This is a genomic window from Candidatus Nitrotoga sp. BS, assembly GCF_927797785.1.
Lineage (GTDB): Bacteria > Pseudomonadota > Gammaproteobacteria > Burkholderiales > Gallionellaceae > Nitrotoga.
The window spans coordinates 1-25,441 of record NZ_CAKMLL010000057.1 but is presented as its reverse complement, the minus strand read 5'-3'; the positions used below and the strand labels follow the sequence as shown (position 1 = coordinate 25,441).

The following is a 25,441-nucleotide window of genomic DNA, read 5'->3' as shown; positions in this document are numbered from 1 at the left end:
TAGGGTTCTTGTACACACATATAAAATTTCTAAGCTGCCTGCGCGGCAGCGAACCTGAAGCAAGTCGAGATCCGGCAACGAGTAGATTTCTAAGCTGCCTGCGCGGCAGCGAACAATCAGCGATGGTGAAAAAGAAGAATACAGAATTTCTAAGCTGCCTGCGCGGCAGCGAACAAACACTTTCATCATCACCAACTGGAGTATTATTTCTAAGCTGCCTGCGCGGCAGCGAACAGCAAAGCTAAAGAATTATTGCTTGAATGCAATTTCTAAGCTGCCTGCGCGGCAGCGAACTGTATGACCGTGAATTCCGGCAAAATGCTAAATTTCTAAGCTGCCTGCGCGGCAGCGAACTGGTCGATAAAGATAAGTGTACATCACGACAATTTCTAAGCTGCCTGCGCGGCAGCGAACGGGGCATAGTTGCAGCAATGATCGCCGTTTATTTTCTAAGCTGCCTGCGCGGCAGCGAACTTGCATATCTCGGCATATTGTCGTTGATTCGTTTTCTAAGCTGCCTGCGCGGCAGCGAACTTGATTAAACATGTAGAAGCTGAATCATCACATTTCTAAGCTGCCTGCGCGGCAGCGAACCAATTAATAATTCCGGCCCCAGTTACGCTTAATTTCTAAGCTGCCTGCGCGGCAGCGAACATTCTTTGAATATCTCCGTCCCCATCTCGTCATTTCTAAGCTGCCTGCGCGGCAGCGAACAACTAATGCAACGCTTGCTACTTCAGAGAATTTTTCTAAGCTGCCTGCGCGGCAGCGAACAATCAGCCATCGCAAACAACATCCACCCTGCTTTTCTAAGCTGCCTGCGCGGCAGCGAACGCCACATCAAAAAACCTACTGGGCAGCACTTATTTCTAAGCTGCCTGCGCGGCAGCGAACCGGCCCTTAGTACTCGGATTATCGGCGATTATTTTCTAAGCTGCCTGCGCGGCAGCGAACAAATGTGGAGGTTTCAGACATGGGAACACTTATTTCTAAGCTGCCTGCGCGGCAGCGAACGTTGATTAAGTATACCGATCGCAAGTTATTTGTTTCTAAGCTGCCTGCGCGGCAGCGAACTTGTCAACGACCAGCGACTCCCTCACCTCAGATTTCTAAGCTGCCTGCGCGGCAGCGAACTACGAAAACCCCGTCATCGAATTTGATTTTTTTTTCTAAGCTGCCTGCGCGGCAGCGAACGCGTAGGGACATCACACGATGGAGTTGCAACATTTCTAAGCTGCCTGCGCGGCAGCGAACTCGTTGTTTCTGTTCCTGAACTAACAGTTATGTTTCTAAGCTGCCTGCGCGGCAGCGAACACGGCCAAAGCCAAAGACTTGATATTGGGATGTTTCTAAGCTGCCTGCGCGGCAGCGAACTGGATGCTGACACATCGCCTGATATGGATACATTTCTAAGCTGCCTGCGCGGCAGCGAACCAACAATTGCAGATCCGGATGCGCTTTGGCAATTTCTAAGCTGCCTGCGCGGCAGCGAACTATCGTCATAACTTTTTCTCGCTTTGCCGACTTTTCTAAGCTGCCTGCGCGGCAGCGAACTGACCATAATGAAACTTAAAACCAGTCCCATAGCGGTTTACAGGGAATTTTGTTTAATTTACCAATCCCAAAAGCATGATACGCAACTGGCTGATTTATATTTTAATTTTTAAAGAGTATAAAAAATGGGTTTAAAACTCGGGTACAGTGGTTGAGGTGCTTAAACCGTAACTACTAAAAACGCCATTTGAAGGTTCAGAAGCCATTGTTTTTCTGATCCACAAACAAAACGTTTTATCACTGCTTAAGCTTTTCAGGCGAATAAATGGAGTAGATATTAACTTATGCTCCATGCCGCTATAACGTTGTATAGCTATGTCGTAGTCAATATGGTGCCGGATAGCATAGCGCCTGGCTAAGCGTTCTTTGTTAGTTTTAGGTTGTTCGCGCTGATATAGTGCGTAACCCTTGAGCTTATCAGGTACGGAGCGGATACCGGTGCAATGCACATAGTCACTCAAGCGGATCAACCATTTCGCGGCATCAAATCGATTTAGTGTAGATTCATCCTGCGCAAACAATCGCAACTTGCCGCCGAGCACGCTATATTTTTTACCAATGATGTATTCCGGAAATGAAACTCCAATCGGTACTCGCTTCTGGTTATCCTGCATTTCAACTAGGCCTAAATGAATTTGTTGGAAGACTTTTGACCAGAGAGTCAACAAATTAATGTCAGAATTGGTCAATAAGGTTATTTCAAGATAATGTTTCATGAATTTTCCCTATATCCTAAGACTATCAACATACGCCAACCCCTTTTTACCCAGATAAAAGCTTGAAACACCAGCTGCCTCGATCATATCTTTAAGTTGCTGTGCTTTTTCTTGGGGAATATTTAACTGAATTTCGAGTGTTCCACTGGCTTTGGTTAACAATGAGGTCACTTCACCTTCGCCTTTGCGTTTTTCTTTCAGCAGGTAGGGATTACCCCAAATCAGCTTCTTTTTGCCAGTGGTATAACGAACCATGAAATCTTTTTTAGTAAAGCCTCGCTTAGAAATACCGCTTAATCCGCCCCTTTCCGTTAATATTGTCGATAAATCATGACCATTTTTTAAACGCTCAATTTGTAAATAAAGTGCTGAACAATAAAATGTAATAGGTGTGATTTGCCCTTTGGCAGTTAATTTGTAATCAACATCAGAATATTTTAATTTTAAAAAATCTAATGTAGTTTCTACTTCCCCTGATACATCAATGGCTTTAAGGCTGTTGAGCAGTTCTAGTTGATTAATAATGGTTAAAGGATCAAAACTATCACTGTTATTGATCGTAAAATTTGGGTCATTAATAAATTTCAGTAAATCGTTTAACTTTAATTGAAGTACCCCCCAAAGCTGACTAGAAAAAATAGAGGTAAAAGCAGGATCGGTTACTTTAATCATGCCAGTAAATGCGTTCTGATCTTCATTGCCTGAGATATTGCGGATATACACCATTTCTGCATTACTGATTTTGCTACGGTCAATAATGTCTGTGTCAGTTAATTTTTCTTCAATATCCTTAAAATAATAATTGGGTGACTGTCGTGCCTGATACAGTTTATGTTGATCGCCAATTAATCGATTCAAGATACCCATCACAGTGTCTTTGCTTATGGTTCGGCGAATAAAGTTACCATCACTCTTCATTGTAGTCATAGACCCAACAAAACCCCGGCCAGCTTTAGGTAAGGGCTCATTGTTAGAGCCATCCAAAAAAGAGTTTTGCCATGCAGCTTCATATTTAATCGTAATACGCATATTTCACCTCTATTATTTCGCGTAGAAGTAAACGGCATAGCTGGTTTCTGGCGTTTCTGATATTTCGCTTTCTGAGCGTTTGATACGCATCATTTTATGACTATCGTTGTAGTCCACGAGCACACTATCCACGTACATATAACCTTTGGCTTGGCGAATGCTTAATTCGCTAATCATCCGAATGGTTTCCTGAATTAAGATATCAATGGCTTCGTTATCCAATAAAATGCCGACTTCACCTTCTTCAAATATGGTGCCGCCACGAACATAGTTTTGATGGAACGTGGCTTTTGGATTACGTGAAGGATCAAGGCTTTTGATAAAGTTTTGCACAGCTTCGGCAATTTTTTCGCCTTCACCCTCTTTGATAATCATAGCTGCGCGATCGAATTTTTTATCAAGTGAAATAAATTCCAACTGCTCAATGCTGATGGAGCCATAAGCAAGGTATTCGGTCTCTCCAAAGGTGGTTTTGGAGAAAAAGGAATTGCTGGCCACATCATCGCCTTTATCGTCTTTGCCTTTTTCTTTCGAGCCTGAGCGTCCCATTTGTTCAAAATTGCCGTTGCCCAATTGGTCAATAAAGTCCTCAAGCAATAAGGGGCTAGTACGTTTGCACTGGCTTGAAGGAACAACGTAACCACGTACCAAGCCTGTTATTGAAGCCAGTACAGCTTGTAGATTTTTATCTTTGGCATAATGCAAATCAAAGGCTTGATCTCTAAATAAGTGATGGCGAATGCAATTCTGGCTAATATACATAGGTGTTTCTTTAAAATTTATATCTTCTGCCTGCTTTTTATATTTATAGCCAGTTTCCTCTTTTACCTTGCCGGTTAAGTTGCTGTAACCCCTTAATTTTGGCAGTGTATGGTTGTCAACTGTTTTGCCATCGTCACCCGCCAACGTCGTCGGCCCATTCCAATTAACCACTCCGTGGCCCAATGCAACCACTTTAAAATCCACACTTTTAATGCCGGTTATTTTTTGCATAAGTTATTCCTCATTTGAAGTTAATTGCTTAATTGAAATTGCGCCGATTGGCTGTTTGTCACACACGGCATAGTAAATGGCGTAGCTATGTCGTGCGCTTTCTCCGCCAACCTGAACCAAATCGCTAGGCGTATAGCTCAGGTAAACAGGAAATTCTGGATCTCTTGCTTCATTGAGTAAAATAAAGTCTTTAAAAGCTTTGGTACCTCCCATGATGTTGTGATGTTTACTTTTCATGTATGCCAGCAAGTTTTTATCGCTATCACCATAGCCTTCGATTTCATCTTTGGAAGCGGTTAAATTGTCAAAGCCGTCCCGTTCATTGTTTGGTATCTGGTAGGCATATTGATCCGGAAATTTGAATTGATTGGGGCCACTAACCTCACATACTGCCATCTGCACAAAGCGATTCTCTCCGCGTAGTGAGTTTTTACTGATTTTAGCTCGGCCTTTCACCAGTGCTTTTTTGGGTGGAATAGTTATCGGGTCAATAACTTTCTGACTGATTAACATCACACTGGCTTTGAGCGAGGCAATTAAATCCGACTCAATGAATTTTTTACCATTATCAGAGTGATGGAATTGTTTATACAACTTGTATATTTGAGGCAAAGTAACTGTCTTGTCATCCAGCTCTGCTCGTAACAATTGATACCATGCTTTGGTCGCCCCGAATGTGAACATCCGGGACAGGAAACGAGCCGCTGAACCCGTACCTTTACCTTGGTGAATCGGCTCAGGCGCAGCTAAACAATACACATTGCCTTCTTTATTTACACCAAAGCGGTCGAGTCGACCTAAGCGCTGCAGGCAATCTTCCGCATTGGTAATTTCTGCCACCATATAATTACAAGTAATATTCAACGATGCTTGCACAATTGGCCCACTGCGCAAGACTTCAAATTTTCGCATGCCGTCTTTTTTGAACGATTCGTAAACTTCTCCAAACCATTTTTGTTTATCACTCTTCTTAAACTTTGAATGTAATAGCACAGCATTTTCTTGATGCTGATTGCGAATAAAACTTTTTTGTGCAGTTAATGCTGTATTACTGATAACAATAGTGTTGGAATTTTGGCTTTGATACAAGGGATTAGTATCGTCTTGCTTGGTTTCATCAAAGACTTTAAATTCAATACGGTATGTGCTTGGGTTAAAAGACGGCATAGCAACAATATCTTCTGGTTCAAGCGCCAATACTTGTTTGAGATAAAAATAATGCGGTGTAGCAGACACGAGCAAGGTATTGGCTGCGTGCTCTTGCTGCTGTTTGCAAGCGATTAACTCAGCAAACAGCAAATTGAAGGCTGGCATGTTGATATATTCGTGAAACTCATCAAACACTACATGCGCATTGAGATATTTAATCAACGTATTGACTTTATTATGGGTAATGATGCCGCTGAATAGTTGATCTATGGTGGTGATAACTATATCGCCAGAGAAATAATCTTCTTCTGGTGTTGGGTTACCCCATTTGCTCGTAAATTTAAATTCGCCTGTATTAATTTCTATTCGAGCATCCGGCAAATATTGCTCAGAGGTTAAGTCATAAAATAGCCCTTGGCAGACTTGCACCCTCGGACATATCCATATCAGTTGCTGGACATTTTTCAGTTTGGCCCATTCCAAGGCAATTTTGGTTTTGCCGCATCCGGCAGGGCCCGCCAGGACGCTAACGCCTTGGGCTTTGGTCAGTTGGTTGGTGACTTCACTTTGTTTGTTGCTACGATCACCGGCTGGAAATTGAGTTAGGCAAGTCTCAATCTGAGAGCAAAGCGTAGATTCAAGCAAGAGAGTTTCATCTACCAAACTATCAAGCGAACCGCCTTTTATATGAGCATGTAAATCGACTGTTGGCAATGCGGAAACCAAACGGTCGGCGGAAATAACACAAGTCCGCATCGTGTTATTGTCGGCATTGTGTTTGATTTGCAGTTGATATTTCTCAATGTTGTCCAATGGTTCATATTTTTTATAATACGGTAACAATGACCCATCTAGGGTTTCGATAGTATCTAAATCAATTTCGGCATTGTAAATTTTGGATAATACGGATTCCTCAATCGTCCGATACTTTGCATCAATAGCACAGACGCTGTTAAGTAGTTTAATGGCCTTGTCTAATAACTCAGTGAAAGTGACATCTTTTAGGTTGTTGGTTAATTTGGTGTAAACATCACCATAATTGGTAAAGTCTTTTTCTTTGCGAAAAGGCTTGGCGTGATGCCAATAAATAACGTGTTTAATGGATTTTTTATTGTCAGCATTGATTTGCTTTAGGCTTATATGATCGAGCAATTGATACAGCAAGACTGAAACTTCGTTATGTCTTGGATGCTTGTCAAAACTGAATTTTGCATCGTCAATATGTTGGCCATCTTCAGCCACAAAGTCTTTTCTCTTGGGGTTTCTTACCCACTCTTGAAAGCAAGGGTCGATTTTGCCTAAATCATGCAAACAGCCGGCAACAAAGATAGCCGTTGATTGCTTCTCTTGGTTTGGCATCAACCGTCTATGCAATTGCTCTGCGACATACCCCACAGCAAATAAATGTTCAGCTAAAGACTGCAAATGAGTATTTGCGTATAAAAAATCCGGATTGGGCTTATCGCTTGTTATATCCATAATTAACTCTTTAGAAGTGGCATTGACGGGCACGATGCCTTGTTGATCAAATTGATCTCGATTCCCCACAATCCAAACCAATTCACTCCGGCTTCTGGAACGAATCCAGTGGCAAGCAACAGCAGTATTTTTGGTCGCGGTTTTACGCAGCAAAGTTTTGACAGCAATTAAGCCGTCTTCTGTAATCACTGTTTGCCAAGTGCGGCTACCGATGCGGTTGGCAAAAGCATCGAGTACCCGACGGGTTCTATCCAGTGCCTTTTTCTCACATTCGGATACAAAAGTGACCATCATGTCGCGCCACCACGCAAACTGACTTGTTTGACGGTATCAAACATAAAATCCAGTGCTTTATGTTCAGTAAATTTTTGTAAGATTTGCTGGCGGAATTCCTGTTCGGTTGTATTCTCTTTGGCGCAAATGAACGCCCAAGGCAGGATCAAAGCATCTTTGACCAGGTCAGCCACATCAAACACTAAAGCGCCGCGCCGGGTTTTGCCATGCATAACGGCAAAACCGTGGGGTATGCCCAATACCCAGAGTGTGCTGGCTGCCAAGCCGTAGGCCAGGTAATTGCCGTGATTGAGAAACAAGTTTGCGTTATCCGTATTGTCATAGTTGCGGACAAAGTCTTCCTGTTTCGTGCGGTAGACGGCGGCTTTATAGAGATTTTTAGTGAGCTGGGCCTCGATCAATAATAATTCGGTGACATTCCTTGCACGCTCCACTTTGTCCGGATAACCGGAGAATGATCGAGTAATATCTTCGTCGTCAATAAAGAAGCCTTCATTCTTCAGATCCTTATCTTTGCTCCATACAGATTGCAGATAATTGATGCGTAATATCTGGAAGTGCTTGGCGACCTGCAAACGCTTTCCCTCATCAAACCAGAAAGATAGCCATCCCTGAACGTATTCTGTGGGTCGATATTCGCTTTGCGGCGTTAGCCATTCAATTTCACTGCCCGCCAGCAGTGGTGTGCCACCACCTCCACTGAAAGCAATTAGAACACCCGCCGATGCAAGCATGCGCACGGCTGCTTGGGTAATAGAAGTGCCGGTGCCTAATAAAATAGCGGTGGTATTGGCAATCGGGATATTCCAGTAGAGATGCTCGTCTTTGGCTTCTGTCAAATAGAGGACGCGGCCATCTTTCTGCATTACCCGGCATTTCTCCAAGTAGTAAATATTTGCTCGTTTGGAGTGCAATATTGATTTTAAATCAGTTAATTGATCCATTTAAATATGCTCCATAACTTTAACGATGATTCAAATGTGCCACCGCACTGCCACTGAGAGAAGCAATACTTGGAAAAATGAACACCAACGTTTTTGAAGAGGAGGTGTGAGATGAAATAGGCATATGCTCATCACCTTCACCACTCAATACCTCAAATACACAACAGCCAAAACAATCCCCCCAAACATACATCCAAAAAACACCACCCGGTCTGGGTTGATTTTGATTTCTTTCCACATGGGTTTCTCCTTATTGAATTAATTTGGATATACCTATGATAATGGGGGTAGTAGCTCATGGCGTGAGCTACTGAAAAATAAATTTCAGGTTTTATATTTCGCCAAAGTGGATTCGAGTATTTTCTGGACGTACCCTCTCAGTGCCATAGGTTCTATTACTTCGACCTCAGTACCGAGCTTGAGTATGTCCATCAATAATTCGCAGTCATCGGAATAAGGGACTTTCAAGCAATAGTATCCATCTTTATCAAAGCTGGATCGTTGCTCGGGATGCTATTGTTTTGTTTATGATCGGCATTCAGCATTGCAGAGCAGTAGCGTTAAACCCAGGTAATTCATGCACTCGCCTATCACGGATTTTAAGAAATAGAACATTTTTCGTCGTCACAACCTCCGCTCCCTGCAGCAGATTGCTCTTGATGTTGATTGCTATTGAGATCGAGTGCAGTCTCACTAATCAGTTGGCCAATCGTTGCGCCAACGCGCAAATCATCCAAACGACCAAAGTGATTGAGCCGGATGCGTCCTTGTCGGTCTATAAGTATCAACGTTGGTGTGCCCCTCATACTATATGCTTCCATCGTATGCGGAATATTGCCTGTTGTAGATGGGCGATCTATCGCAACTGGAAAACGGATACGGTATTCATGAATGAATGCTTCTAACGCGACGGGGGTCATTGCATTGTGATGCTCAAAGACAGTGTGTATACCGATCACGGCAACATCTGCTGCCGGGAAAGCTTCATGGATAGCCGCAGCCTGTGGCAGACCATGCGATACACAACCGGGGCATAGCATTTGAAATGCGTGCAGTACAACCACGCGTCCGCGCAATTCCGCAAGCGTATTGGGACGGAGTGTATTGATCCATTGGGTTACATCTAGTTCTGGGGCTACTGGGTAGGTATTAGTCATAGAATTATTCCTGAGCTAGGTTAAATATTGCCGGGAGAGCTTGGGCCACTCCCGGCAAAGTTGCCATCTAAGCTGCGAGTAGATTTACTTTAGGGAAATCAACCGGCACATTAAAAGCTACGTTGACATAATTGGTAAAAATGTTCAATGCGACGTGAGCCATTATTTCGACGATCTGTTCGTCGTTGAACCCCACTGCTTTCAATTCGGTGATGTCGGCATCGGCGATTTGCGCACGGTTGGCAACAAGCTTTAAAGCGAAACGCAAAGCGGCGGCGGTTTGTGCGTCATCTGATTGGCCGGCTTGAGCGGCTGCCATCTCATCTGCTGATACGCCGGCATTTTGTCCCAAGGCAGTGTGCGCTGCAAGGCAGTACTCACAGCGATTTTTGTCAGCAATTGCGACTGCAATTTTTTCCCCCAGCTTGGCACCCAGAACGCCGGAACCCAGTGCGCCAAATGAGCCCCACATACTCTTGAGCGCTGCGGGTGAATTGGCCACGGCGCGGAACATGTTTGGCACAACGCCAAAGGCTCCGTGGATTTGATTCAGAATAGCCTTGCGATCTTCTGTGGCTTCGTTGGCGTTGACTAGTTGAACTCGAGACATGATAAGTTTTCCTTAGTTTATAAATCGGTTGAGATAAATTTGCGGCGAGGCTCCAATAAATTGAGAACATGCCGTTTTAACAATGCAATCTGGCAGTTAGAACTGACCTTCACGGACGTACGGATAGCTCCATAGTATGGTTTGCAATAAAACAGATTTCACCCACGCTGCATGCATTTTTTCGACATCGGCCGTGCTCGCACCTTTCTTCGCAAGGAAAGGCTTGAGTGTTGTCGTCACGGGTATCGTGAGTGCGGGCAGGTAGCGGAAATTAACTTGAGGCACGCTTTTAACGTGATCCGTTTTATTCTTTTTAATCTTGGTGTGGCGAAGACCAATCTCGTATTGATAGTCGAGCCAGGCTTGATCATAGTTCGCATCAGCCGTATCTAAAATCCATTGGCTGAACCGTTTACGAACTGCTGCCAGGTAATCACCATCTGGCTTTCCTGTCTTGATATTTTTGAAATACTCGACAAGTTCCGGCGTAGATGCGACGAATCCGTACCAAACATCCAGAACTGCATCTGTTTGATCAGCCAAAATTTCTTTGCTTTTACGCAAATAGAGCACATCCTCATCGGTGAAGAGGAGTGTCTTCTTTAATGACTCTAAATCCTTGAGCGTATAAGGTGCAATCGCAACCGATTTCTGGCCATAGGTGTAGCCGGAGATTTGTGACTGCGGAATGTTAGCTGATCCGCTGTTTGCGTATGCGATCGGAACGACTGTACTCAGGCATACAGATGCTGCGAGAGAGAATAAACTTTTTTTCATGAATAAATCCTTTAGATATTGTTAACAGCAGCATTCGATAAAATGGATTAAATAATCGTTTTAGTTAGTTCAAGGTTGCTTATTCATATAGGACTCCTAAATATTATAGTTAAAAAAAACAGTACCGCACTCAGACACTCTCCAGTTCTCGCCAATTTTGAACTGCAACGGCTGCTTGAGCCGGATCATGTTCGGGACAATCAAGCCGTAACAAGCTGACAGAAAGTGGCGCGTTGACCAATGTGCAGTGGTGCGGCTCTTCAGAATCAGGATGCCTGTTAATAGCAAAGTACTTGCATGTAACGCAGGCGCGAATCTCAGGGAATCGATCAGACTGCTGCAATTTGCCAATCAATGCCAGCAGAGATTCGAACAAAGCTTCCTGAGTAGACGGAGGAAGATCAGAAACAGCGTCATGCGCAAAATTGACCGAGCTGGAAATTCTTGCAGCCAAGTCATGCCCTGATCCCGTCAGCCTCAATGCGACAGCACGGCCATCAGCAGAATCACGTCCCTTCTCAATTAACCCTTTAGTTGTGAGCGAAGTGATGGAGTCGCTCGCGCTGGCGGCCGTTACGCCCAAATGTTGGGCTATCCATGATAAACGCACACCTTCTCTCCGAGATTGCAACGCTTCGAGAATACCCACTTGTGTCGGGTTGAGCCCTTCAGTTGTCGCAAACTGCCATGCTCCGCTACGCAAAACCGAAGCAATCCGTGTAATTGCACAGACAATACGTTCACTTTTCGCAGGTGTGTCTTGCCAAGTAGAGGTGTGTTTCGTTTTCATGTTTGCAGTATCCGCAAAATTAAATCTACTGTCAAGGAGTCCTAATTAAAATGCGGCGACATATTTGGTTTTAAATTTTTTTCAGGTAGCATGCCTTGAGCATAAAGCTGCCGGAGTCCATTTTGCAGTCCACTTCGTGATCTCCTGCAACCAAGCGTATGCTCTTGACCTTGGCACCCATTTTAAGTGTGATAGACGACCCCTTGACTTTCAGGTCTTTGATCAGCGCCACCGAATCGCCATTTTCCAACACGTTGCCATTGGCATCCTTCACCTCCGGTTCTGCGTTGTCATCTGCATGTACTGCCTTCTCCATCGGCCACTCATGGCCGCAGTCGGCACAAATATAGTTGTCGCCATCCTGGTATGTGTTTTCCATAGCACATTGGGGGCAGGCTGGGATAGTAGACATAACTTCTTTTAATTATGGTGGCTCAGATACAGCCTGCTAAGGCTGCGGCAAAATTTCCAGTACCGTTTCAGTTGGTCGACACAAACGTGTTCCCAAAGGCGTTACGACGATCGGGCGATTGATCAGAATTGGGTTCGCGATCATAAAATCGATCAGTTCATCATCACTCCATTTCGGATTATCCAAGTCAAGCTCTTCAAACAGCGAGTTTTTATTGCGCATCACATCGCGCACCGGCTTACCAATGGCTGCAATCAAAGCCACCAGTTCGGCGCGGCTTGGCGGTGTTTTCAAGTACTCGATAACAAGTGGTTCAATGCCATTATTGCGGATCATCGCCAGAGTGTTGCGCGAAGTGCCACAGTCAGGGTTGTGGTAGATGGTTATGTTGGTCATGAGGTTACTTTACTAAAAAATTCAGACCGGATCATACCAAGACCTGGCGTTGTTGACGACTACTGAAGGTCTGATTCTGATCATGGCTGGACTTTTGATGAGGCCCATCAATCGCACAGTAGCTCATGGGATCATGATGATGTAATTCATGATCAATCTCCAGAGTGTTTGCTGTCTTTTCCGTGGTCTTCTGCCTTGTGAGTCAGAAACAGAGACGCGCCAATCAGGGCGATGGCACCGCCAAGATAAAGCAAGTCGAGCGGGGTCGATATCTTCATGTTCAGCGCTTCTTCAAACAGAGTGACTATCAGGATCATCAGGATTACCTTAGCCAGCCGCGCTTTAAGGTCATCCAGACTTTCGATAACCAGAATCTTGCTGGAGGCCTTGCTGCCATGCGCGTCATCAATGTCACTGACAAATAATTCATACATGCCAAGCGCAAAAATCAGCATAAAGGTTGCTAGCAGGTAGCCGTCCACCACTTCCACCACATGGGAGATGGTCTGATCGTGAAGAATTTTGCGTGCCTCTTCGGTCAGAGATGGGTCGGCGTAAGGAAGCATGTGGCCGACAAGGTACACCACGTCCACCGTGGTCATGTAGAAAATCGCAATAGCAGCGGCCATGCTCGCCACAACCGCTACCACAACCACAAAGCGTCCGTTCCAAAGCGCGGATTCGAACCATTTTTCGATAGTTTTTAGCATGTCATATTTTATTGTTTGGGAGATAAATGCGAAGAAGTATGCTCATGGGGTACTGTCTGGCTCTACCTTCTGCACGCGGATTGGGGCTATTTTAGATTTATTCATGGCTTCTCATTTCAGTGAATTGATTGTACATAAATTCGATGTATTCTTATTTAATTACATAACAATCAACGCGTTACGATCATGACGCGAAACTTTCTCTGATTATAACGACTAAAAGGATAGAACATTCAACCCCACAAGTCAGCACACTTCGCTCCCCCCTCGCCAATCCGATTTTCATTGTTAAAACCACGACAGATTCAGCATTTCGCCCATTTCCACGGCAAGAGTTAGCCATTTCAACGCCAAACACAGCACTAAACGTAGCTAAGGTGAGCAAAAAATTAGTAGAGGATTGTCTTATAAATTTTTTTGAAAGAATCAAGCTTCATCGGTACTTCATCTGGGATCAACGTTACAACATCGGGGCCTTGCTATACGTCCGTCATCAGAGCGACATACATATAGCAAGGCCCTGATGTTCAACGCGAGTTATACGTCACATGGAAAACCTTTTCCTGTAGCTGGGTTATACCTTTGTCGCGAAAGCGTGGTTCCTTGTCGAGAATATTCGCGCTATACAACAGACGTACCTCACCTGTGTTCCCATAAAGCGCCCTTACCTCCGGCTCCTCCACGCTAAAAGGTGGCCCTTGCATTTCTTGTTGGGAGTAGTCGAAGGTAACCAACAAGGCGTTTACGCCGGGAGCCAGGATGGCCTGCATGTGCGCTGCGTAGGCACTGCGCATTGATGGTGGGAGCGCAATAAGCGAGGCGCGATCGAAAACTGCGCTCACGCCAGCCATATCCTCTGATGTCATCTGGAAAAAATCGCCGCAGTAAAGTCGGAGTCCTTCTGCCTGGTAGATGCTAAAAGCGCCGTGTTTCGTGACTGTCGCGTGCAGGCCGCTTTCGGCAAAAAATGCCTCGGCCGCCAATGGACTGATTTCCACTCCAACCACTTCATGGCCTTGCCCTCGCAACCAAAGCATGTCGCGGCTTTTACCGCAAAGTGGCACGAACACACGACTGCCAAGCGCAAGGTTCAGTGTCGGCCAGAATCGCTGCAAGTGCGGATTGATTTCATTCTGATGGAAACCCGTTTCACTTCTGGTCCATCGCTCGCACCAATAATTTTTATCCATATTATCAACCTGCTAGAAAAGTGTAGTCGGAATCGTCACACCCGCCGCCACTGCTGAAGGTCGGGTTCTTTAAGTATGAAGGGCACCTCTAAAAATCCAATTTTCGTCACAATACTGCGTTACTCGAAAAAAATTATCGCTTACATATCAACTATATGCCGCGCTCAAATTTTTTACTCGCGCCTTGTATTGTCTAGAAAATTGAATTTTTAGAGGCACCCTGAAGCGATTATAGCCGGACTTTTGATGAGTTTCATCAATCACACAGTGACTTATGGGGAGCAGCACAATGTAATTCGCGATTCAATCTCCAGGTATTCGCTATCTGTTCCGTGGTCATTCCGACTTGCGGGTCAGGAACCGCGAAACACCTTTCGGGGCGATGGCGCCACTGAGATAAAACAGATCGAGCGGAGATAAGATCTTCATGTTCAATACTTCCTCAGACAAAGTTGCATTCGGAACAATTTTGCCTGCTTGGGCTGAGCGCAAGTATCACCTTAAAGTATTTCTGTAACTTGCCGTAAAACTACTATCTTAAAGCGCATGAGAAGCGAAAGGCGGGTTTTTATATTCGCCCTTAAAACTATGCAATCAATTCAAGAAAATTATTCTAATTTCATTATGCTGGCCTTGCTGGCGACTGGATTGTTATTCTCACAAGCAACACAAGGCGGCACACAAACCTATCAACCTCTATCCGCTAGTGTCCAAATCTCTTTAAACCACGCCGTTTCGGATCAAGCGCCACTCAAGCTGACGTTTGCAACGCAACAAGAGTTCGACACTTGGTTGAACGACACATCGCCCCGCTTAGAGAAACGCATACCGGACGCAGGCTATCGCGCGGACTTCCTCAAGACTGTTTATTACGAAGCCACGCGTGCCGGATTAGATCCTCAATTGGTATTGGGACTTATTCAAGTAGAAAGTGGTTTCAAAAAATATGCCGTCTCCAGCGTGGGAGCAAGAGGATATATGCAAGTAATGCCGTTTTGGTTGAAACTTATCGGCCAACGTGAGGGAAATTTGTTTCATCTGCGCACCAACCTACGATATGGTTGCGTCATTCTTCGCCACTACCTCGACATTGAAAAGGGTGACCTATTCCGCGCTCTAGGACGCTATAACGGCAGCCTAGGTAAACCGAATTATCCCAATTTAGTCAATGCAGCGTGGCACAAACGCTGAGCCATATCGCACCACATTTTACGGTATCAGCAATTTCTTCAATGAAGGGCCGCCAGGATCAGGACGGTCATCATGGATGGTAGCCATCGGCAATACCACGCCATAGGGTTTCAGCCTTGGTCACACAGGCTTCGCGCAGGCTGCGCGGCAATCGCGACAAGTCCTACTTAGTGGCTACAATCACCATCGGCAAAATCAAGATTACCAGAATTAACGAAACCCACGGGATGCCTTGGCTACCAAAAGTGGGCGCTGGAAGTAACTTTTTGAAAAAAAAGGGTCGATGAATAAATAACGCGGCATGTCGCGCCCGACTCAGGAAAAAACAAGTCCAATGAATTCGCCTACTTAATTTCTGCGTGTGCATTGACTGGATAATCCGAAATCACCACCCCTCTCCTACCTTATGTAATAATTATGTAACAATGCATAGGCATAATGATTCGCGCTGGCAAACGGCAAAATCATCCTAAAACAACCTGTCGGTTTCGGGAATTCATACTAAATAACACATCAACATTCATAAGCAAAAGACACATTAATACAATCAATTGGTTGCAAGCGATGTCCGACAGACTTTCAGCGAAACTTATTCAATTTTGGAGAGACCATGAACAAATCAACCCTCCTCTTCTGTAGCATCAGCTTGGTTACCTCGCTGCTTGCCGCAAGTAACGCATTCGCCGCCGGTATCACCGGCGCAGGTGCCACCTTCCCTTATCCAATTTACGCCAAATGGGCAGACACTTATAAAACCCAAACCGGTATAAGCGTGAACTATCAATCCATTGGTTCCGGCGGTGGCATCAAGCAAATCATCGCTAAAACAGTCAATTTTGGCGCTTCCGATATGCCGTTGAAACCTGAAACACTGGAAGAGAACGGACTGATGCAATTTCCAGCAGTAATGGGCGGTGTAGTGCCAGTCATCAACATACCCGGAGTTGCAGTCGGACAACTAAAACTGGACGGCAAGGTGCTGGCCGACATTTTTCTCGGCAAGATTACTAAATGGAATGACCCGGCGCTAAGAGCACTGAATCCGGGTGCTAAGCTGCCCAATAAAACCATCATCGTTGTGCATCGCTCTGATGGTTCAGGCACCACCTTCATCTTCACCAACTACCTATCCAAGGTTAGCCCGGAATGGAAATCTGCGGTTGGCGAAGGCACTGCCGTCTCTTGGAAAACGGGTACCGGCGGTAAAGGCAATGAAGGCGTGGCATCATATGTACAGCGCATAAAAAATTCTATCGGTTATGTGGAATATGCTTATGCTCTGCAGAACAAAATGACTTACGCGCAACTAAAAAATAATGACGGTCAGTTTGTGAAACCAAATGACGCCTCGTTCAAGGCGGCAGCTACCAATGCTGATTGGGAAAAAACTCCAGGTTTTTATGAGCTGCTGACCAACGAACCGGGCAAAGAAAGCTGGCCCATCACCGGCGCCACTTTCATTCTGATGCACAAGGAGCAAGACAAATCTGAAAGAGCTAAAGAGGCACTAAAGTTCTTCGACTGGGCCTACAGTAATGGCGGCGAAATGGCTGAAGCTCTGGATTATGTTCCCATGCCGGAGAAAGTTCAGCAATTAGTGCGCGCAGCCTGGAAAGCACAGATCAAGGATAACAAGGGCAAGGCGATTTGGAAATAATAGTTTACTTAAGCGCTCTGGCAACATGTGTTTGCAAGATATAATTATTGCTGGATAAATTTGAGGGGGCTGGGCTCCCTCAAATTTTGATCACTTTTAAAAATCATGCCTACGTTTTTACGTGAAGTACATATGAAGCGACATAATTTGCTGGACATTTTGTTCCGCAATATCACTCGTTTGTCTGCATTTGCCGTGCTTTTACTGCTCGTCGCCATTATTGTTTCACTGGTAATCGGCAGCATACCCTCCATTAAGTCGTTCGGTTTCAAATTTTTAACCAGCGCTGAATGGAATCCGGTCATGGAAGAGTTTGGCGCGCTCATCCCGATAATTGGCACGCTTGCAACATCTGCCATTGCCTTGCTGATTGCCATCCCGGTCAGTTTCGGCATCGCGCTTTTTCTCACTGAACTATCGCCGCGCTGGCTACGCCGTCCTCTGGGCATTGCCATCGAACTGCTGGCTGGTATCCCCAGCATTATTTATGGCATGTGGGGTTTATTCGTATTTGCTCCGCTGTTTGCTGACCATGTTCAGCCTTGGCTTATTGAAGAACTTGGTCCGCTACCGATTTTTGGGCCTTTATTTCAAGGCATTCCTATGGGTATCGGTATGCTCACCGCTGGCATCATTCTGGCCATCATGGTCATTCCCTTTATTGCCTCGGTGATGCGCGATGTATTCGAGGTTGTTCCCACTCTGCTCAAGGAATCTGCCTATGGCTTGGGCGCAACCACTTGGGAAGTGATGTGGCATGTGGTGTTACCCTATACCAAAATCGGTGTAGCTGGCGGCATTATGCTCGGTTTGGGACGCGCGTTGGGCGAAACCATGGCAGTCACCTTCGTCATTGGAAATGCGCACGAATTGAGTGCCTCGCTACTGATGCCGGGTAACAGCATCTCCTCCGCGCTAGCCAACGAATTCAATGAAGCCGTGGGCGAGTTATACACCTCTGCGCTGATCGAACTAGGACTAATTCTGTTCTTAATAACTTTCATCGTGTTGTCGCTGGCACGCTACATGCTTTACATGCTGACGAAACGCGAAGGATCCACAACCTGATTATGCTGACACTCTACGCACGCCGCCGTCTGATTAATGCCATGGGTTTAGGAATTTCAGCCTTGGCCATGCTGTTCGGCCTGTTCTGGTTGGGCTGGATTTTATGGACACTACTGGCAAACGGCCTGCCTCACCTGACCACGGCAGTGTTTACCCAGATGACGCCACCACCCAACAGCACTGGCGGCTTGCTCAACGCCATTGCCGGAAGCCTGATGATGACTTTCCTCGCCGCATTGATAGGCACGCCCATCGGCATACTGGCAGGCACCTATTTGGCGGAGTTTGGCCAGCGCGGTTGGTTGGCGCCGACCACACGTTTCATTAACGACGTACTACTTTCTGCGCCATCTATCGTAATCGGTCTGTTCATATATGAGATGTATGTCCTCAAGATTGGGCACTTCTCCGGTTGGGCCGGCGCGCTGGCTTTATCTATTTTAGTTATCCCGATCGTCATCCGCACTACCGAAAATATGTTGCGCCTGGTGCCGAATACCTTGCGCGAAGCGGCAGCAGCGCTGGGCGCACCACAATGGAAAGTGATCAACATGGTTACGCTGCGCGCTGCACGCGCTGGCATCATTACCGGCGTGCTGCTAGCTGTGGCACGCATTAGCGGGGAAACCGCACCACTACTGTTTACCTCGCTCAACAATCAATTCTGGAGCAACGATCTGAATCGGCCCATGGCCAACCTCCCGGTTGTAATTTTCCAATTTGCCATGAGTCCTTACGAGGACTGGCAAAATCTCGCCTGGGCTGGTGCACTGCTCATCACTATCAGTGTGCTCACGCTTAATGTATTGGCGCGAGTTTTGTTCCGCCAAAAATCAACAACTTATTAAGGATTTAGACAGATGAGCGTTGAAAAAACTGTTACTCCAAAGTTAGTTGTACGCGATCTGAATTTTTACTACGGGGCAGAACGCGCCCTCAAGGACATCAACCTTACTATTCAGGAAAAAATGGTGACCGCCTTTATCGGCCCCTCAGGCTGCGGCAAATCCACCATGCTGCGCACTTTCAATCGCATGTATCAGCTCTATCCGAAACAAAAAGCTACGGGTGAAGTTCTGCTGGATGGTGAAAATATTCTCGACAATAAACAAGATCTCAACACACTCCGAGCCAAGATCGGCATGGTATTCCAGAAACCCACTCCGTTCCCCATGTCTATATATGACAACATTGCTTTCGGTGCCAAACTCTATGAAAACCTTAGCCGCCATGATATGGACGAACGCGTGGAGTGGGCACTTAGGAAAGCAGCGCTATGGACAGAGGTGAAAGATAAACTGAAACAGAGCGGCACCGGACTTTCGGGCGGCCAGCAACAGCGCCTGTGTATCGCACGCGCCATCGCTGTCAAACCGCAAATATTATTACTCGACGAACCCACCTCTGCGCTAGACCCGATTTCCACCGCACACATCGAAAAGCTGATCGATGAGCTGAAAGCAGATTTCACCATCATCATCGTCACCCACAATATGCAGCAGGCAGCACGCGTGTCAGACTACACCGCTTATATGTATCTGGGCGACCTGATCGAATTCGGCGAAACCAGCACGGTATTCACCAATCCTAAGCGCAAAGAAACGGAAGATTACATTACAGGCCGATTCGGATAGGCTCCAAGCCTTATTGACCCTTACTCAGGACAGGTATTAATTTGTCTATTTATCTAGTTACTTGATTAATAATAAATCTAAAAACATTTTCTACCTCATTCGTCAATTCGATATCCTTGCTCATATCTACTGATCAAACGACTTGACCTGTTACTTTAATTACTGCAATCGCTCCTTAACAGGTGCCCGCAGTAGGAATCAACACTGTTGAAATCATTTTTTTGCTGACACAATGCCAAGGCACCCATTCGTTTGATGGATACCTTGCTCAGAGTTAGCGTCGTCATGCCAAGGGCAGTAGTATTAACGTTTGGTCATCCAGTCATGAAAAGTGACTGGTAGCAAGCATTCACAAAAGTGGTTAAACATTTTGCGTTCCATTTCTTCATTGGCGTTACTCAAATAAACACGCATTTTTGATGCGACTATTTGGTATCTCAATCGATGTGATTCCCTCACGTCTGCTTTAATGATTGCTGCACTCAAAGCTTGCAAGTTGTTCGGTTGTCCGGGTTTCCGAATCAGGTTAAGCATCGTCGTCTCCTGTGAATGATTTGGCTCAGGATAATGAAACAATGTTTCAGGGGGATGACAGGAAAATGAATAATTTATTATTGAAGTGATCTGGCTTTTGATTGGGAAAGCTGGTGATTACATTCTTACGTGAATTATCTCCACACGACGGAATAAAAACTTCAACTCAAGTATTATTGCGCAAGGTAAACTCCGCAAGAATCAAGGTCGAGATTGGCATAATCAGCCCCTAAATTGCACCGCCAAGTTGACGGTAAAGGGCAATCTTCTGGTGCAGCTAATGCCTGGGTCAACAGGGAATTTTCGACCTGATTTGGCACGGTTGCATCCCAGAGCAATGAAATGCAACGAGTATTTAGAAGTCGTATAAATGGATTAGTCTAAAGAAACTCCGGCGACATGACCGCGCGCAGTGTTATTTCCATTTCGCCACCTTGCACACGGGTGCTGAACCACCACACGCCGCCTTTCTTGACGCTCAAGTCAGCCTCGGCACCGGTAAGCAACACAGCTGCAATGCGCCCCAAGGTAGGCTGATGGCCAATGACAAGCACAGCACCCTTAGCATCCGGCCAGCCTGCTGCTGCCATTACCGATTCAACCGATGCCCCCGTGCCGAGCTCACTTGTGGTTTCGAACGCCAAGCCTAAGGCGCTGGCCGTCTGCTGCGCACGCTTTGCCGGGCTGACCAGAATGCGCGCACCCTCGGGAAGATGAGATTTTAGCCATCGCCCCACCTGTTGAGCCTGTTTATCGCCTTTTGCGGTCAGTTTGCGCGCATTGTCAGGCACGCCGTCCTCGGCGTCCGCATGCCGCCATAATATAAGATCCAAAGTCCTATCCTCCGATGATAAAACAGCCATTCTATACCCCGGTTATTAAAGCAAGCCTAATCTGGGCTACGCGTAGGTTGGCGCTGAACTGGTGAGACCCAACATTCCACCTCTCACCACAACCCTCTACTTCATCATCTATTTGCTAGCCCTACAATCCGATGTTGCCAAATGCAGCACTCACGCTTGGCTTGTAGACTGGCACGAATATGCTCTCCTTTTGGCCAGCCGCCGCTAGGAACCAGCCTTGATTAGCGAGCAGCGTAGCGTAAAGTCAGCATCTCCCGAGGACAAGCGCCATATCGCATGCAGATGCTCGTGTAACACCACCATCGCCAGGACAGCAACGGATGCGAGTCTTCCATGGCCGCACGCAAATCATTGAATGCCGCGCCAATACGTCGGAGCGCCGTTCAACCTACTGGGCTTTCTAACGATGGAATTCACCAGATCTTTCTGGCTGATATGCAACCTCGTGGATTTGAACACGCATAACACCGCCACCGGGTTTCGGCCACTCAATTTCATCTCCTTGTGCAAGTCCAAGTAATGCGCTTCCAACGGGTGCCAAAATTGACAATGTCCTACCATTCAAATCACTGTCTTTCGGATAGACAAGCGTCAACTCGAACTCATCACTCGAAGACTCAACCTTGAATCGCACGGTTGAATTCATGGTGACAACTGTAGATGGAACATCTTTTGGCTCTACTATTTTAGCCCTTGCCAACTCGGCCTCCAACTCAACTTTACCGATAAAGCCATTATTTGGTAATGAGTCCAAGAGTCTTTCTAGCCTTTCGAAATCTATAGTTGATATTACTATTTCTGGCCTTGCTTTCATTTCCATCCTCGTTTTCATTTCAACTTTATGTAACGCTTTCGCAATTCGACTGTAAAAGTATGCGGCCCAACGCCTCAACTAGCCGACGCGTCAGCGGTCGACTGCATTGACTTGTTAGCATTTGATATTTCGGGTTCTTCTACAAGCGCACACATGCGCGGAGCATTTCTGACATTAAATCATTTTTTCTCGCTCTTCTTAAAGCTTCTCGCAGAGAGAACCAAGCCTTATGTGCCACACACTGCATCGGTATATCGATAAAGTATCTGTGCATCCACCATCTATGATGCTGGGCTTCATCTCAATCGGACCAGCCTACCGAGCTTTGAGTTCAGATTTAACATTGATGTCTCCATGGAGGGAAATGAAAACAAATTTAACGATGACCTGTTGCAGTAGCATGACAGACAGATTAAAGATTGATGAAAGGCAAACGTTAATTGCGTGCGTAATTTTGGGAAGTCCGTATTGAGCAACAGCGGGGGGCGCAACGGAAAAAGCGCCAGATGGTGCTGGCGATTGTGAGGCTATTCTATTTTTGGCCGGCCAGAGCCGCTTGAATTGTTTCTCGTGCCTCGAAGGCGAGCATACGGCGGTTCTTTCCTCTGCATGAGATTGCGGGTAAATAAACCAAAGTGATATGCAAAGAAGGGCTGCACAGAATTTTCCATAGCGACTCAATAAATGTCATGTCGCCCACAAAAGCTGCATCGCTATTAGCAGTGCCAGCTCCATCGTGATAGCGGATAGCAACCGGACAAATAGTGGATTCAATATCAACCGAGCCTTGCAGCAGTGACGAATGAAAATGGCCAAGATGAGTGCCATCGGTGGTAGTCCCTTCCGGGAACACAGCGATGCGATCTCCCTGTTCAAGCATTTCTTTAATTTGACAGTTCATGCGTGCCGTCTCCTGTCGGATGTCACGACTGATAAAAAGCGTGTTTATGCGGCGAAATATCCAGCCTAGTAATCGCCAATCGCCTATTTCAGATTTAGCGACAAAGTAGGCTGGAAGCACTGCGTTCATGGAAACAGCATCCAGCCAGGAGACATGATTGGCAACAATCAGGCGACCCTGTGCAGTTGCATGATGGTAACAACCATAAGTTTCCAAACCAATGTGTAGTAAATCCAGAAAGCGGCGTGACCAATATTTCACGATACGCTGTTGAGTCGATTTCTTCAGTAACGGAATTACACCAGCAAGCAGCATGCCATAGATTATATGAAACACTATGCGAACACCCCGGAAGCAGGCAGTCGGGATGCTTGTTGATTGCTGTGCTTGATATGGCGTTTCACAACTGTGAGACGTGGGGTTCATGATAGTCATGTTGTTCCGTCCAAGTATTATAAAGAATGGTTTTGTAGCATTAAGCGCGCTGAATATTACACGTGTATTAATTACGTGTTTTTTTGGAAGAATAATTTTTGTTACGAACGAACCCAGCTCGCTTAAAGATGTGATCAAACAATCATAATAAGGGTAATGTCGACTGAGGGAGCGCTATATTGCCCCGTAGTTGGGCTGATTGAAATGACGCCCAACATCTCACCGCGCACCCTAACCATCTACTACATCATCTACTTTCTCACCCCACAATTCGATGCTGCCAGATGTAGAACTCACGCCTGTCCTGATGGCACGCACAAATGTGCCTGCCTTTTGCCAGTCGCCGCGAGCAGATAGTTTTGTGTGCCTCTCACTACAGAATGAAATTCAACTCAGGCATTCTTTATTTCAGCCCATAACGACTCATAAGCCAGTGCCGCCCGACACTTTGGAGCATAACTGGCAAGGGCTGCACGATTTACCCCCATCCGTTCAACATCGCTGGCATAGGGAATCGTGGTATTCAGCAATCCGGTTAACGTTTTCGGTGGTTTTTCTACGATAAGCCGGTGCATTTGTTTACGCATGTCCACCATGGAAAAAAATGGAAGTAGCAGAAGATCATCCAGATTATTTTCTTTGCAAAACTTTAGAAGCTGGTCGAATGTTCGCAACGATAAAATAGTAGGGATGGTCGGCACCAACAAGATGTCAGCCGCCTGAAAGACATTTTCGGATACGAGTGAAATGCTGGGCGGACAATCCAGAAAAACAACGTCGTAGTCATCATCCAGACTTTTGAGCAATTTTCGTAATTGCCGCGTTGGTTTTTTTACTTCTTCCAAAAACAGATCCATATTGCGGAAGGAAAAGTCCGCAGGAATAAGGTCGAGATCGGCATAATCAGTTCCCTTTATTAGCTCCTCCAAACCTTGCTTACCATCCATCAGCGTTTTTAAGCCTCCTTTTATCTTGGGTTTAACTCGAAAGTAGAAAGAAGCCGCACCTTGCGGATCCAAGTCCATAATCAATGTGCGGGCACCTTCACGACTTGCCAGATAAGCCAGATTGACGGCGGTTGCGGTTTTACCAACCCCACCTTTAATGTTGTAGCAAGCAATGATCTTCATTGGGGACACGCATCCTTTTGGATTTGGGTTTAAATAGTCTCCTGAAAGCAACTCGGTTCTTATTTTCTGCAAAGCTTGCAAAGCGAGACTTAAACATTTTGCGTACCTGGCTTTGGCGTTGTTTGAGTGTCTGCATAACAATATCAATTGCTACCAAGGTGCGGTCTGCCGCTTCGCGTTCAGATTGCATCTGGGTTCTGAATATTGCCAATGATGCGATTTGAACATGAATATCCTGGTACTTTCCGAGTTGATTTTGAAGCAATTTCAGCGCCTTGATTAACTGCTCGATATCATCTGACGGATAGAGACTTTGAAAAAACTCCATCAAGTACCGCAGTTTTTTGCATGATTTGCGTAGCTCATGCAAATCTTCAGGGGGGCTGCTCGTATTGATCGCTTCACCTGCTTTAATGACACGTCGAGCCATGCGCCATATTCGCTGATTTGCCACATCAAACGTTGGGCTGCGGGCAGCAGGAAGTGTCGTTCGTGCTGATAATGGCGCTTTCAAGTACGCTAACATTGATACAATTGTGTTCCTATAACGCGCTGACTTCAGCCGTACAACCAACTTCTTATGTTCGATTGTCCGATGTTTTCCCAAAAAATAATAAAGCGGGTCAAGATCATCCCTGACAGGTAACGGCAAGCTATTTTTGTACGCGCCTAACTTCAACAGATAGACATCAAGGTCACGGGTTGGGCCGGTTATTTCTCCTAGCCATTCAAATTTTCGATTAAATTTATCCCATATTTTATGTGGTAAAACACCTTTAATTTGCCCTAAAGCCGAACGACCCCGGCGCACAGCGACGCGAAAATCATGGAGAAATTCTGTATCCAAATCAGCTCTTATGCCCCTCTCATTCACTTTCATAATCTCAAGCAGGCGCAACAAAATGTTGCGCATCACCACCTCGATAGGTGTCTCCGGACTCAGCTTTAAATTCAAATTGGGTAACTACTCACCCCATCCCTCAAGAGCCTTACCCGCCAAAGCGATTTGAATAG

At 45.8% G+C, this 25,441-nt stretch carries 25 protein-coding genes, 1 pseudogene and 1 CRISPR repeat array; of the genes and pseudogenes, 5 read left to right on the top strand and 21 right to left on the bottom strand.

The genetic code is table 11. The features are described from left to right. Positions 1 to 26 precede the first annotated feature (26 nt). A CRISPR array of direct repeats spans positions 27 to 1,554; the repeat unit is 28 nt; unit sequence TTTCTAAGCTGCCTGCGCGGCAGCGAAC. 131 nt (positions 1,555 to 1,685) lie between these two features. From cas6f to MJ769_RS06420, 15 genes and pseudogenes are all read right to left on the bottom strand, one after another. Continuing rightward, positions 1,686 to 2,270: a type I-F CRISPR-associated endoribonuclease Cas6/Csy4 gene (cas6f, locus tag MJ769_RS06490; protein WP_239235416.1), complete on the bottom strand. Its 585-nt coding sequence runs from the start codon at positions 2,268 to 2,270 to the stop codon at positions 1,686 to 1,688. Between the two features lie 9 nt (positions 2,271 to 2,279). Next, positions 2,280 to 3,299 (bottom strand): type I-Fv CRISPR-associated protein Cas5fv, encoded by a 1,020-nt coding sequence (gene cas5fv / locus MJ769_RS06485; RefSeq protein ID WP_239235414.1) that lies wholly within the window; start codon positions 3,297 to 3,299, stop codon positions 2,280 to 2,282. A gap of 12 nt (positions 3,300 to 3,311) precedes the next feature. Then, positions 3,312 to 4,292: a type I-Fv CRISPR-associated protein Cas7fv gene (gene cas7fv / locus MJ769_RS06480; RefSeq protein WP_239235412.1), complete on the bottom strand. Its 981-nt coding sequence runs from the start codon at positions 4,290 to 4,292 to the stop codon at positions 3,312 to 3,314. A gap of 3 nt (positions 4,293 to 4,295) precedes the next feature. After that, positions 4,296 to 7,214 carry a CRISPR-associated endonuclease Cas3'' gene (locus MJ769_RS06475; protein ID WP_239235403.1) on the bottom strand — a complete coding sequence of 973 codons (2,919 nt, stop codon included), beginning with the start codon at positions 7,212 to 7,214 and terminating at the stop codon, positions 4,296 to 4,298. Further along, positions 7,211 to 8,158, bottom strand: a complete 948-nt coding sequence (gene cas1f / locus MJ769_RS06470; RefSeq protein WP_239235401.1) for a type I-F CRISPR-associated endonuclease Cas1f — start codon at positions 8,156 to 8,158, stop codon at positions 7,211 to 7,213. The genes MJ769_RS06475 and cas1f overlap by 4 nt, the downstream gene beginning before the upstream one ends. Before the next feature lie 19 nt (positions 8,159 to 8,177). Continuing rightward, entirely contained in the window at positions 8,178 to 8,396 is a 219-nt protein-coding gene (locus tag MJ769_RS06465; RefSeq protein ID WP_239235392.1) for a hypothetical protein, read from the bottom strand. 86 nt (positions 8,397 to 8,482) lie between these two features. Continuing rightward, a pseudogene (locus MJ769_RS06460) lies at positions 8,483 to 8,638 on the bottom strand (helix-turn-helix transcriptional regulator); the annotation flags it as partial. A 119-nt stretch (positions 8,639 to 8,757) separates the two neighbouring features. After that, positions 8,758 to 9,315, bottom strand: coding sequence for a redoxin domain-containing protein (locus MJ769_RS06455; protein WP_239235390.1), 558 nt, complete (start codon positions 9,313 to 9,315; stop codon positions 8,758 to 8,760). 67 nt (positions 9,316 to 9,382) lie between these two features. After that, a complete protein-coding gene (locus MJ769_RS06450; protein WP_239235388.1) occupies positions 9,383 to 9,925 on the bottom strand; it encodes a carboxymuconolactone decarboxylase family protein in 543 nt (180 codons plus the stop codon). 96 nt (positions 9,926 to 10,021) lie between these two features. Continuing rightward, positions 10,022 to 10,702 (bottom strand): protoglobin domain-containing protein, encoded by a 681-nt coding sequence (locus MJ769_RS06445; RefSeq protein WP_239235379.1) that lies wholly within the window; start codon positions 10,700 to 10,702, stop codon positions 10,022 to 10,024. A 130-nt stretch (positions 10,703 to 10,832) separates the two neighbouring features. Then, positions 10,833 to 11,492, bottom strand: coding sequence for a MarR family winged helix-turn-helix transcriptional regulator (locus MJ769_RS06440; protein WP_239235378.1), 660 nt, complete (start codon positions 11,490 to 11,492; stop codon positions 10,833 to 10,835). A gap of 70 nt (positions 11,493 to 11,562) precedes the next feature. Then, a complete protein-coding gene (locus MJ769_RS06435; protein WP_239235376.1) occupies positions 11,563 to 11,904 on the bottom strand; it encodes a zinc ribbon domain-containing protein YjdM in 342 nt (113 codons plus the stop codon). A gap of 36 nt (positions 11,905 to 11,940) precedes the next feature. Then, the gene (arsC, locus tag MJ769_RS06430; protein ID WP_445083077.1) at positions 11,941 to 12,300 is read right to left on the bottom strand and encodes an arsenate reductase (glutaredoxin); all 360 of its coding nucleotides are present in this window, start codon (positions 12,298 to 12,300) and stop codon (positions 11,941 to 11,943) included. Between the two features lie 152 nt (positions 12,301 to 12,452). Further along, the gene (locus tag MJ769_RS06425) at positions 12,453 to 13,010 is read right to left on the bottom strand and encodes a YqhA family protein (protein WP_239235367.1); all 558 of its coding nucleotides are present in this window, start codon (positions 13,008 to 13,010) and stop codon (positions 12,453 to 12,455) included. Between the two features lie 527 nt (positions 13,011 to 13,537). Further along, entirely contained in the window at positions 13,538 to 14,200 is a 663-nt protein-coding gene (locus MJ769_RS06420) for a thiopurine S-methyltransferase (RefSeq protein ID WP_239235365.1), read from the bottom strand. A gap of 624 nt (positions 14,201 to 14,824) precedes the next feature. Between MJ769_RS06420 and MJ769_RS06415 the strand changes: the two genes are divergently transcribed. From MJ769_RS06415 to pstB, 5 genes are all read left to right on the top strand, one after another. Further along, positions 14,825 to 15,391, top strand: a complete 567-nt coding sequence (locus tag MJ769_RS06415) for a lytic transglycosylase domain-containing protein (protein ID WP_239235420.1) — start codon at positions 14,825 to 14,827, stop codon at positions 15,389 to 15,391. 610 nt (positions 15,392 to 16,001) lie between these two features. Next, positions 16,002 to 17,048 carry a phosphate ABC transporter substrate-binding protein PstS gene (pstS, locus tag MJ769_RS06410; RefSeq protein WP_239235363.1) on the top strand — a complete coding sequence of 349 codons (1,047 nt, stop codon included), beginning with the start codon at positions 16,002 to 16,004 and terminating at the stop codon, positions 17,046 to 17,048. A gap of 105 nt (positions 17,049 to 17,153) precedes the next feature. After that, complete coding sequence (pstC, locus tag MJ769_RS06405; protein ID WP_445083076.1) at positions 17,154 to 18,116, top strand: phosphate ABC transporter permease subunit PstC; 963 nt, start codon at positions 17,154 to 17,156, stop codon at positions 18,114 to 18,116. 2 nt (positions 18,117 to 18,118) lie between these two features. Further along, a complete protein-coding gene (gene pstA, locus MJ769_RS06400) occupies positions 18,119 to 18,964 on the top strand; it encodes a phosphate ABC transporter permease PstA (RefSeq protein ID WP_239235359.1) in 846 nt (281 codons plus the stop codon). A 12-nt stretch (positions 18,965 to 18,976) separates the two neighbouring features. Next, positions 18,977 to 19,750: a phosphate ABC transporter ATP-binding protein PstB gene (pstB, locus tag MJ769_RS06395; protein WP_239235357.1), complete on the top strand. Its 774-nt coding sequence runs from the start codon at positions 18,977 to 18,979 to the stop codon at positions 19,748 to 19,750. Between the two features lie 303 nt (positions 19,751 to 20,053). Here pstB and MJ769_RS06390 read toward each other — a convergent pair whose 3' ends face one another. The 6 genes from MJ769_RS06390 to MJ769_RS06365 form a co-directional block, all read right to left on the bottom strand. Then, a complete protein-coding gene (locus tag MJ769_RS06390) occupies positions 20,054 to 20,284 on the bottom strand; it encodes a hypothetical protein (protein WP_239235356.1) in 231 nt (76 codons plus the stop codon). 380 nt (positions 20,285 to 20,664) lie between these two features. Beyond that, positions 20,665 to 21,117, bottom strand: a complete 453-nt coding sequence (gene sixA, locus MJ769_RS06385) for a phosphohistidine phosphatase SixA (RefSeq protein WP_239235354.1) — start codon at positions 21,115 to 21,117, stop codon at positions 20,665 to 20,667. Between the two features lie 430 nt (positions 21,118 to 21,547). Next, entirely contained in the window at positions 21,548 to 21,967 is a 420-nt protein-coding gene (gene rnk, locus MJ769_RS06380) for a nucleoside diphosphate kinase regulator (protein ID WP_320412151.1), read from the bottom strand. 526 nt (positions 21,968 to 22,493) lie between these two features. Beyond that, complete coding sequence (locus tag MJ769_RS06375) at positions 22,494 to 23,297, bottom strand: lysophospholipid acyltransferase family protein (RefSeq protein ID WP_239235353.1); 804 nt, start codon at positions 23,295 to 23,297, stop codon at positions 22,494 to 22,496. A 392-nt stretch (positions 23,298 to 23,689) separates the two neighbouring features. Further along, positions 23,690 to 24,427 carry a ParA family protein gene (locus tag MJ769_RS06370; protein ID WP_239235351.1) on the bottom strand — a complete coding sequence of 246 codons (738 nt, stop codon included), beginning with the start codon at positions 24,425 to 24,427 and terminating at the stop codon, positions 23,690 to 23,692. After that, positions 24,399 to 25,340, bottom strand: coding sequence for a CHAD domain-containing protein (locus tag MJ769_RS06365; RefSeq protein ID WP_239235349.1), 942 nt, complete (start codon positions 25,338 to 25,340; stop codon positions 24,399 to 24,401). Before MJ769_RS06365 ends, MJ769_RS06370 begins: the two co-directional genes overlap by 29 nt. Between the last annotated feature and the right edge of the window lie 101 nt (positions 25,341 to 25,441).

Bases quoted from the DNA above. Each gene is read 5' to 3' on its own strand.
- MJ769_RS06445 (WP_239235379.1), bottom strand. From the start codon at position 10,702: ATGAAAAAAAGTTTATTCTCTCTCGCAGCATCTGTATGCCTGAGTACA.
- MJ769_RS06435 (WP_239235376.1), bottom strand. From the start codon at position 11,904: ATGTCTACTATCCCAGCCTGCCCCCAATGTGCTATGGAAAACACATAC.
- MJ769_RS06420 (WP_239235365.1), bottom strand. From the start codon at position 14,200: ATGGATAAAAATTATTGGTGCGAGCGATGGACCAGAAGTGAAACGGGT.
- MJ769_RS06370 (WP_239235351.1), bottom strand. From the start codon at position 24,427: ATGAAGATCATTGCTTGCTACAACATTAAAGGTGGGGTTGGTAAAACC.
- MJ769_RS06415 (WP_239235420.1), top strand. From the start codon at position 14,825: ATGCTGGCCTTGCTGGCGACTGGATTGTTATTCTCACAAGCAACACAA.
- cas5fv (WP_239235414.1), bottom strand. From the start codon at position 3,299: ATGCGTATTACGATTAAATATGAAGCTGCATGGCAAAACTCTTTTTTG.
- arsC (WP_445083077.1), bottom strand. From the start codon at position 12,300: ATGACCAACATAACCATCTACCACAACCCTGACTGTGGCACTTCGCGC.
- MJ769_RS06390 (WP_239235356.1), bottom strand. From the start codon at position 20,284: ATGCTTAACCTGATTCGGAAACCCGGACAACCGAACAACTTGCAAGCT.
- MJ769_RS06475 (WP_239235403.1), bottom strand. From the start codon at position 7,214: ATGATGGTCACTTTTGTATCCGAATGTGAGAAAAAGGCACTGGATAGA.
- cas1f (WP_239235401.1), bottom strand. From the start codon at position 8,158: ATGGATCAATTAACTGATTTAAAATCAATATTGCACTCCAAACGAGCA.
- MJ769_RS06440 (WP_239235378.1), bottom strand. From the start codon at position 11,492: ATGAAAACGAAACACACCTCTACTTGGCAAGACACACCTGCGAAAAGT.
- cas7fv (WP_239235412.1), bottom strand. From the start codon at position 4,292: ATGCAAAAAATAACCGGCATTAAAAGTGTGGATTTTAAAGTGGTTGCA.
- rnk (WP_320412151.1), bottom strand. From the start codon at position 21,967: ATGGAAATGAAAGCAAGGCCAGAAATAGTAATATCAACTATAGATTTC.
- MJ769_RS06450 (WP_239235388.1), bottom strand. From the start codon at position 9,925: ATGTCTCGAGTTCAACTAGTCAACGCCAACGAAGCCACAGAAGATCGC.
- MJ769_RS06365 (WP_239235349.1), bottom strand. From the start codon at position 25,340: ATGCGCAACATTTTGTTGCGCCTGCTTGAGATTATGAAAGTGAATGAG.
- cas6f (WP_239235416.1), bottom strand. From the start codon at position 2,270: ATGAAACATTATCTTGAAATAACCTTATTGACCAATTCTGACATTAAT.
- MJ769_RS06425 (WP_239235367.1), bottom strand. From the start codon at position 13,010: ATGCTAAAAACTATCGAAAAATGGTTCGAATCCGCGCTTTGGAACGGA.
- MJ769_RS06375 (WP_239235353.1), bottom strand. From the start codon at position 23,297: ATGACTATCATGAACCCCACGTCTCACAGTTGTGAAACGCCATATCAA.
- MJ769_RS06455 (WP_239235390.1), bottom strand. From the start codon at position 9,315: ATGACTAATACCTACCCAGTAGCCCCAGAACTAGATGTAACCCAATGG.
- pstC (WP_445083076.1), top strand. From the start codon at position 17,154: ATGCCTACGTTTTTACGTGAAGTACATATGAAGCGACATAATTTGCTG.
- pstA (WP_239235359.1), top strand. From the start codon at position 18,119: ATGCTGACACTCTACGCACGCCGCCGTCTGATTAATGCCATGGGTTTA.
- pstS (WP_239235363.1), top strand. From the start codon at position 16,002: ATGAACAAATCAACCCTCCTCTTCTGTAGCATCAGCTTGGTTACCTCG.
- pstB (WP_239235357.1), top strand. From the start codon at position 18,977: ATGAGCGTTGAAAAAACTGTTACTCCAAAGTTAGTTGTACGCGATCTG.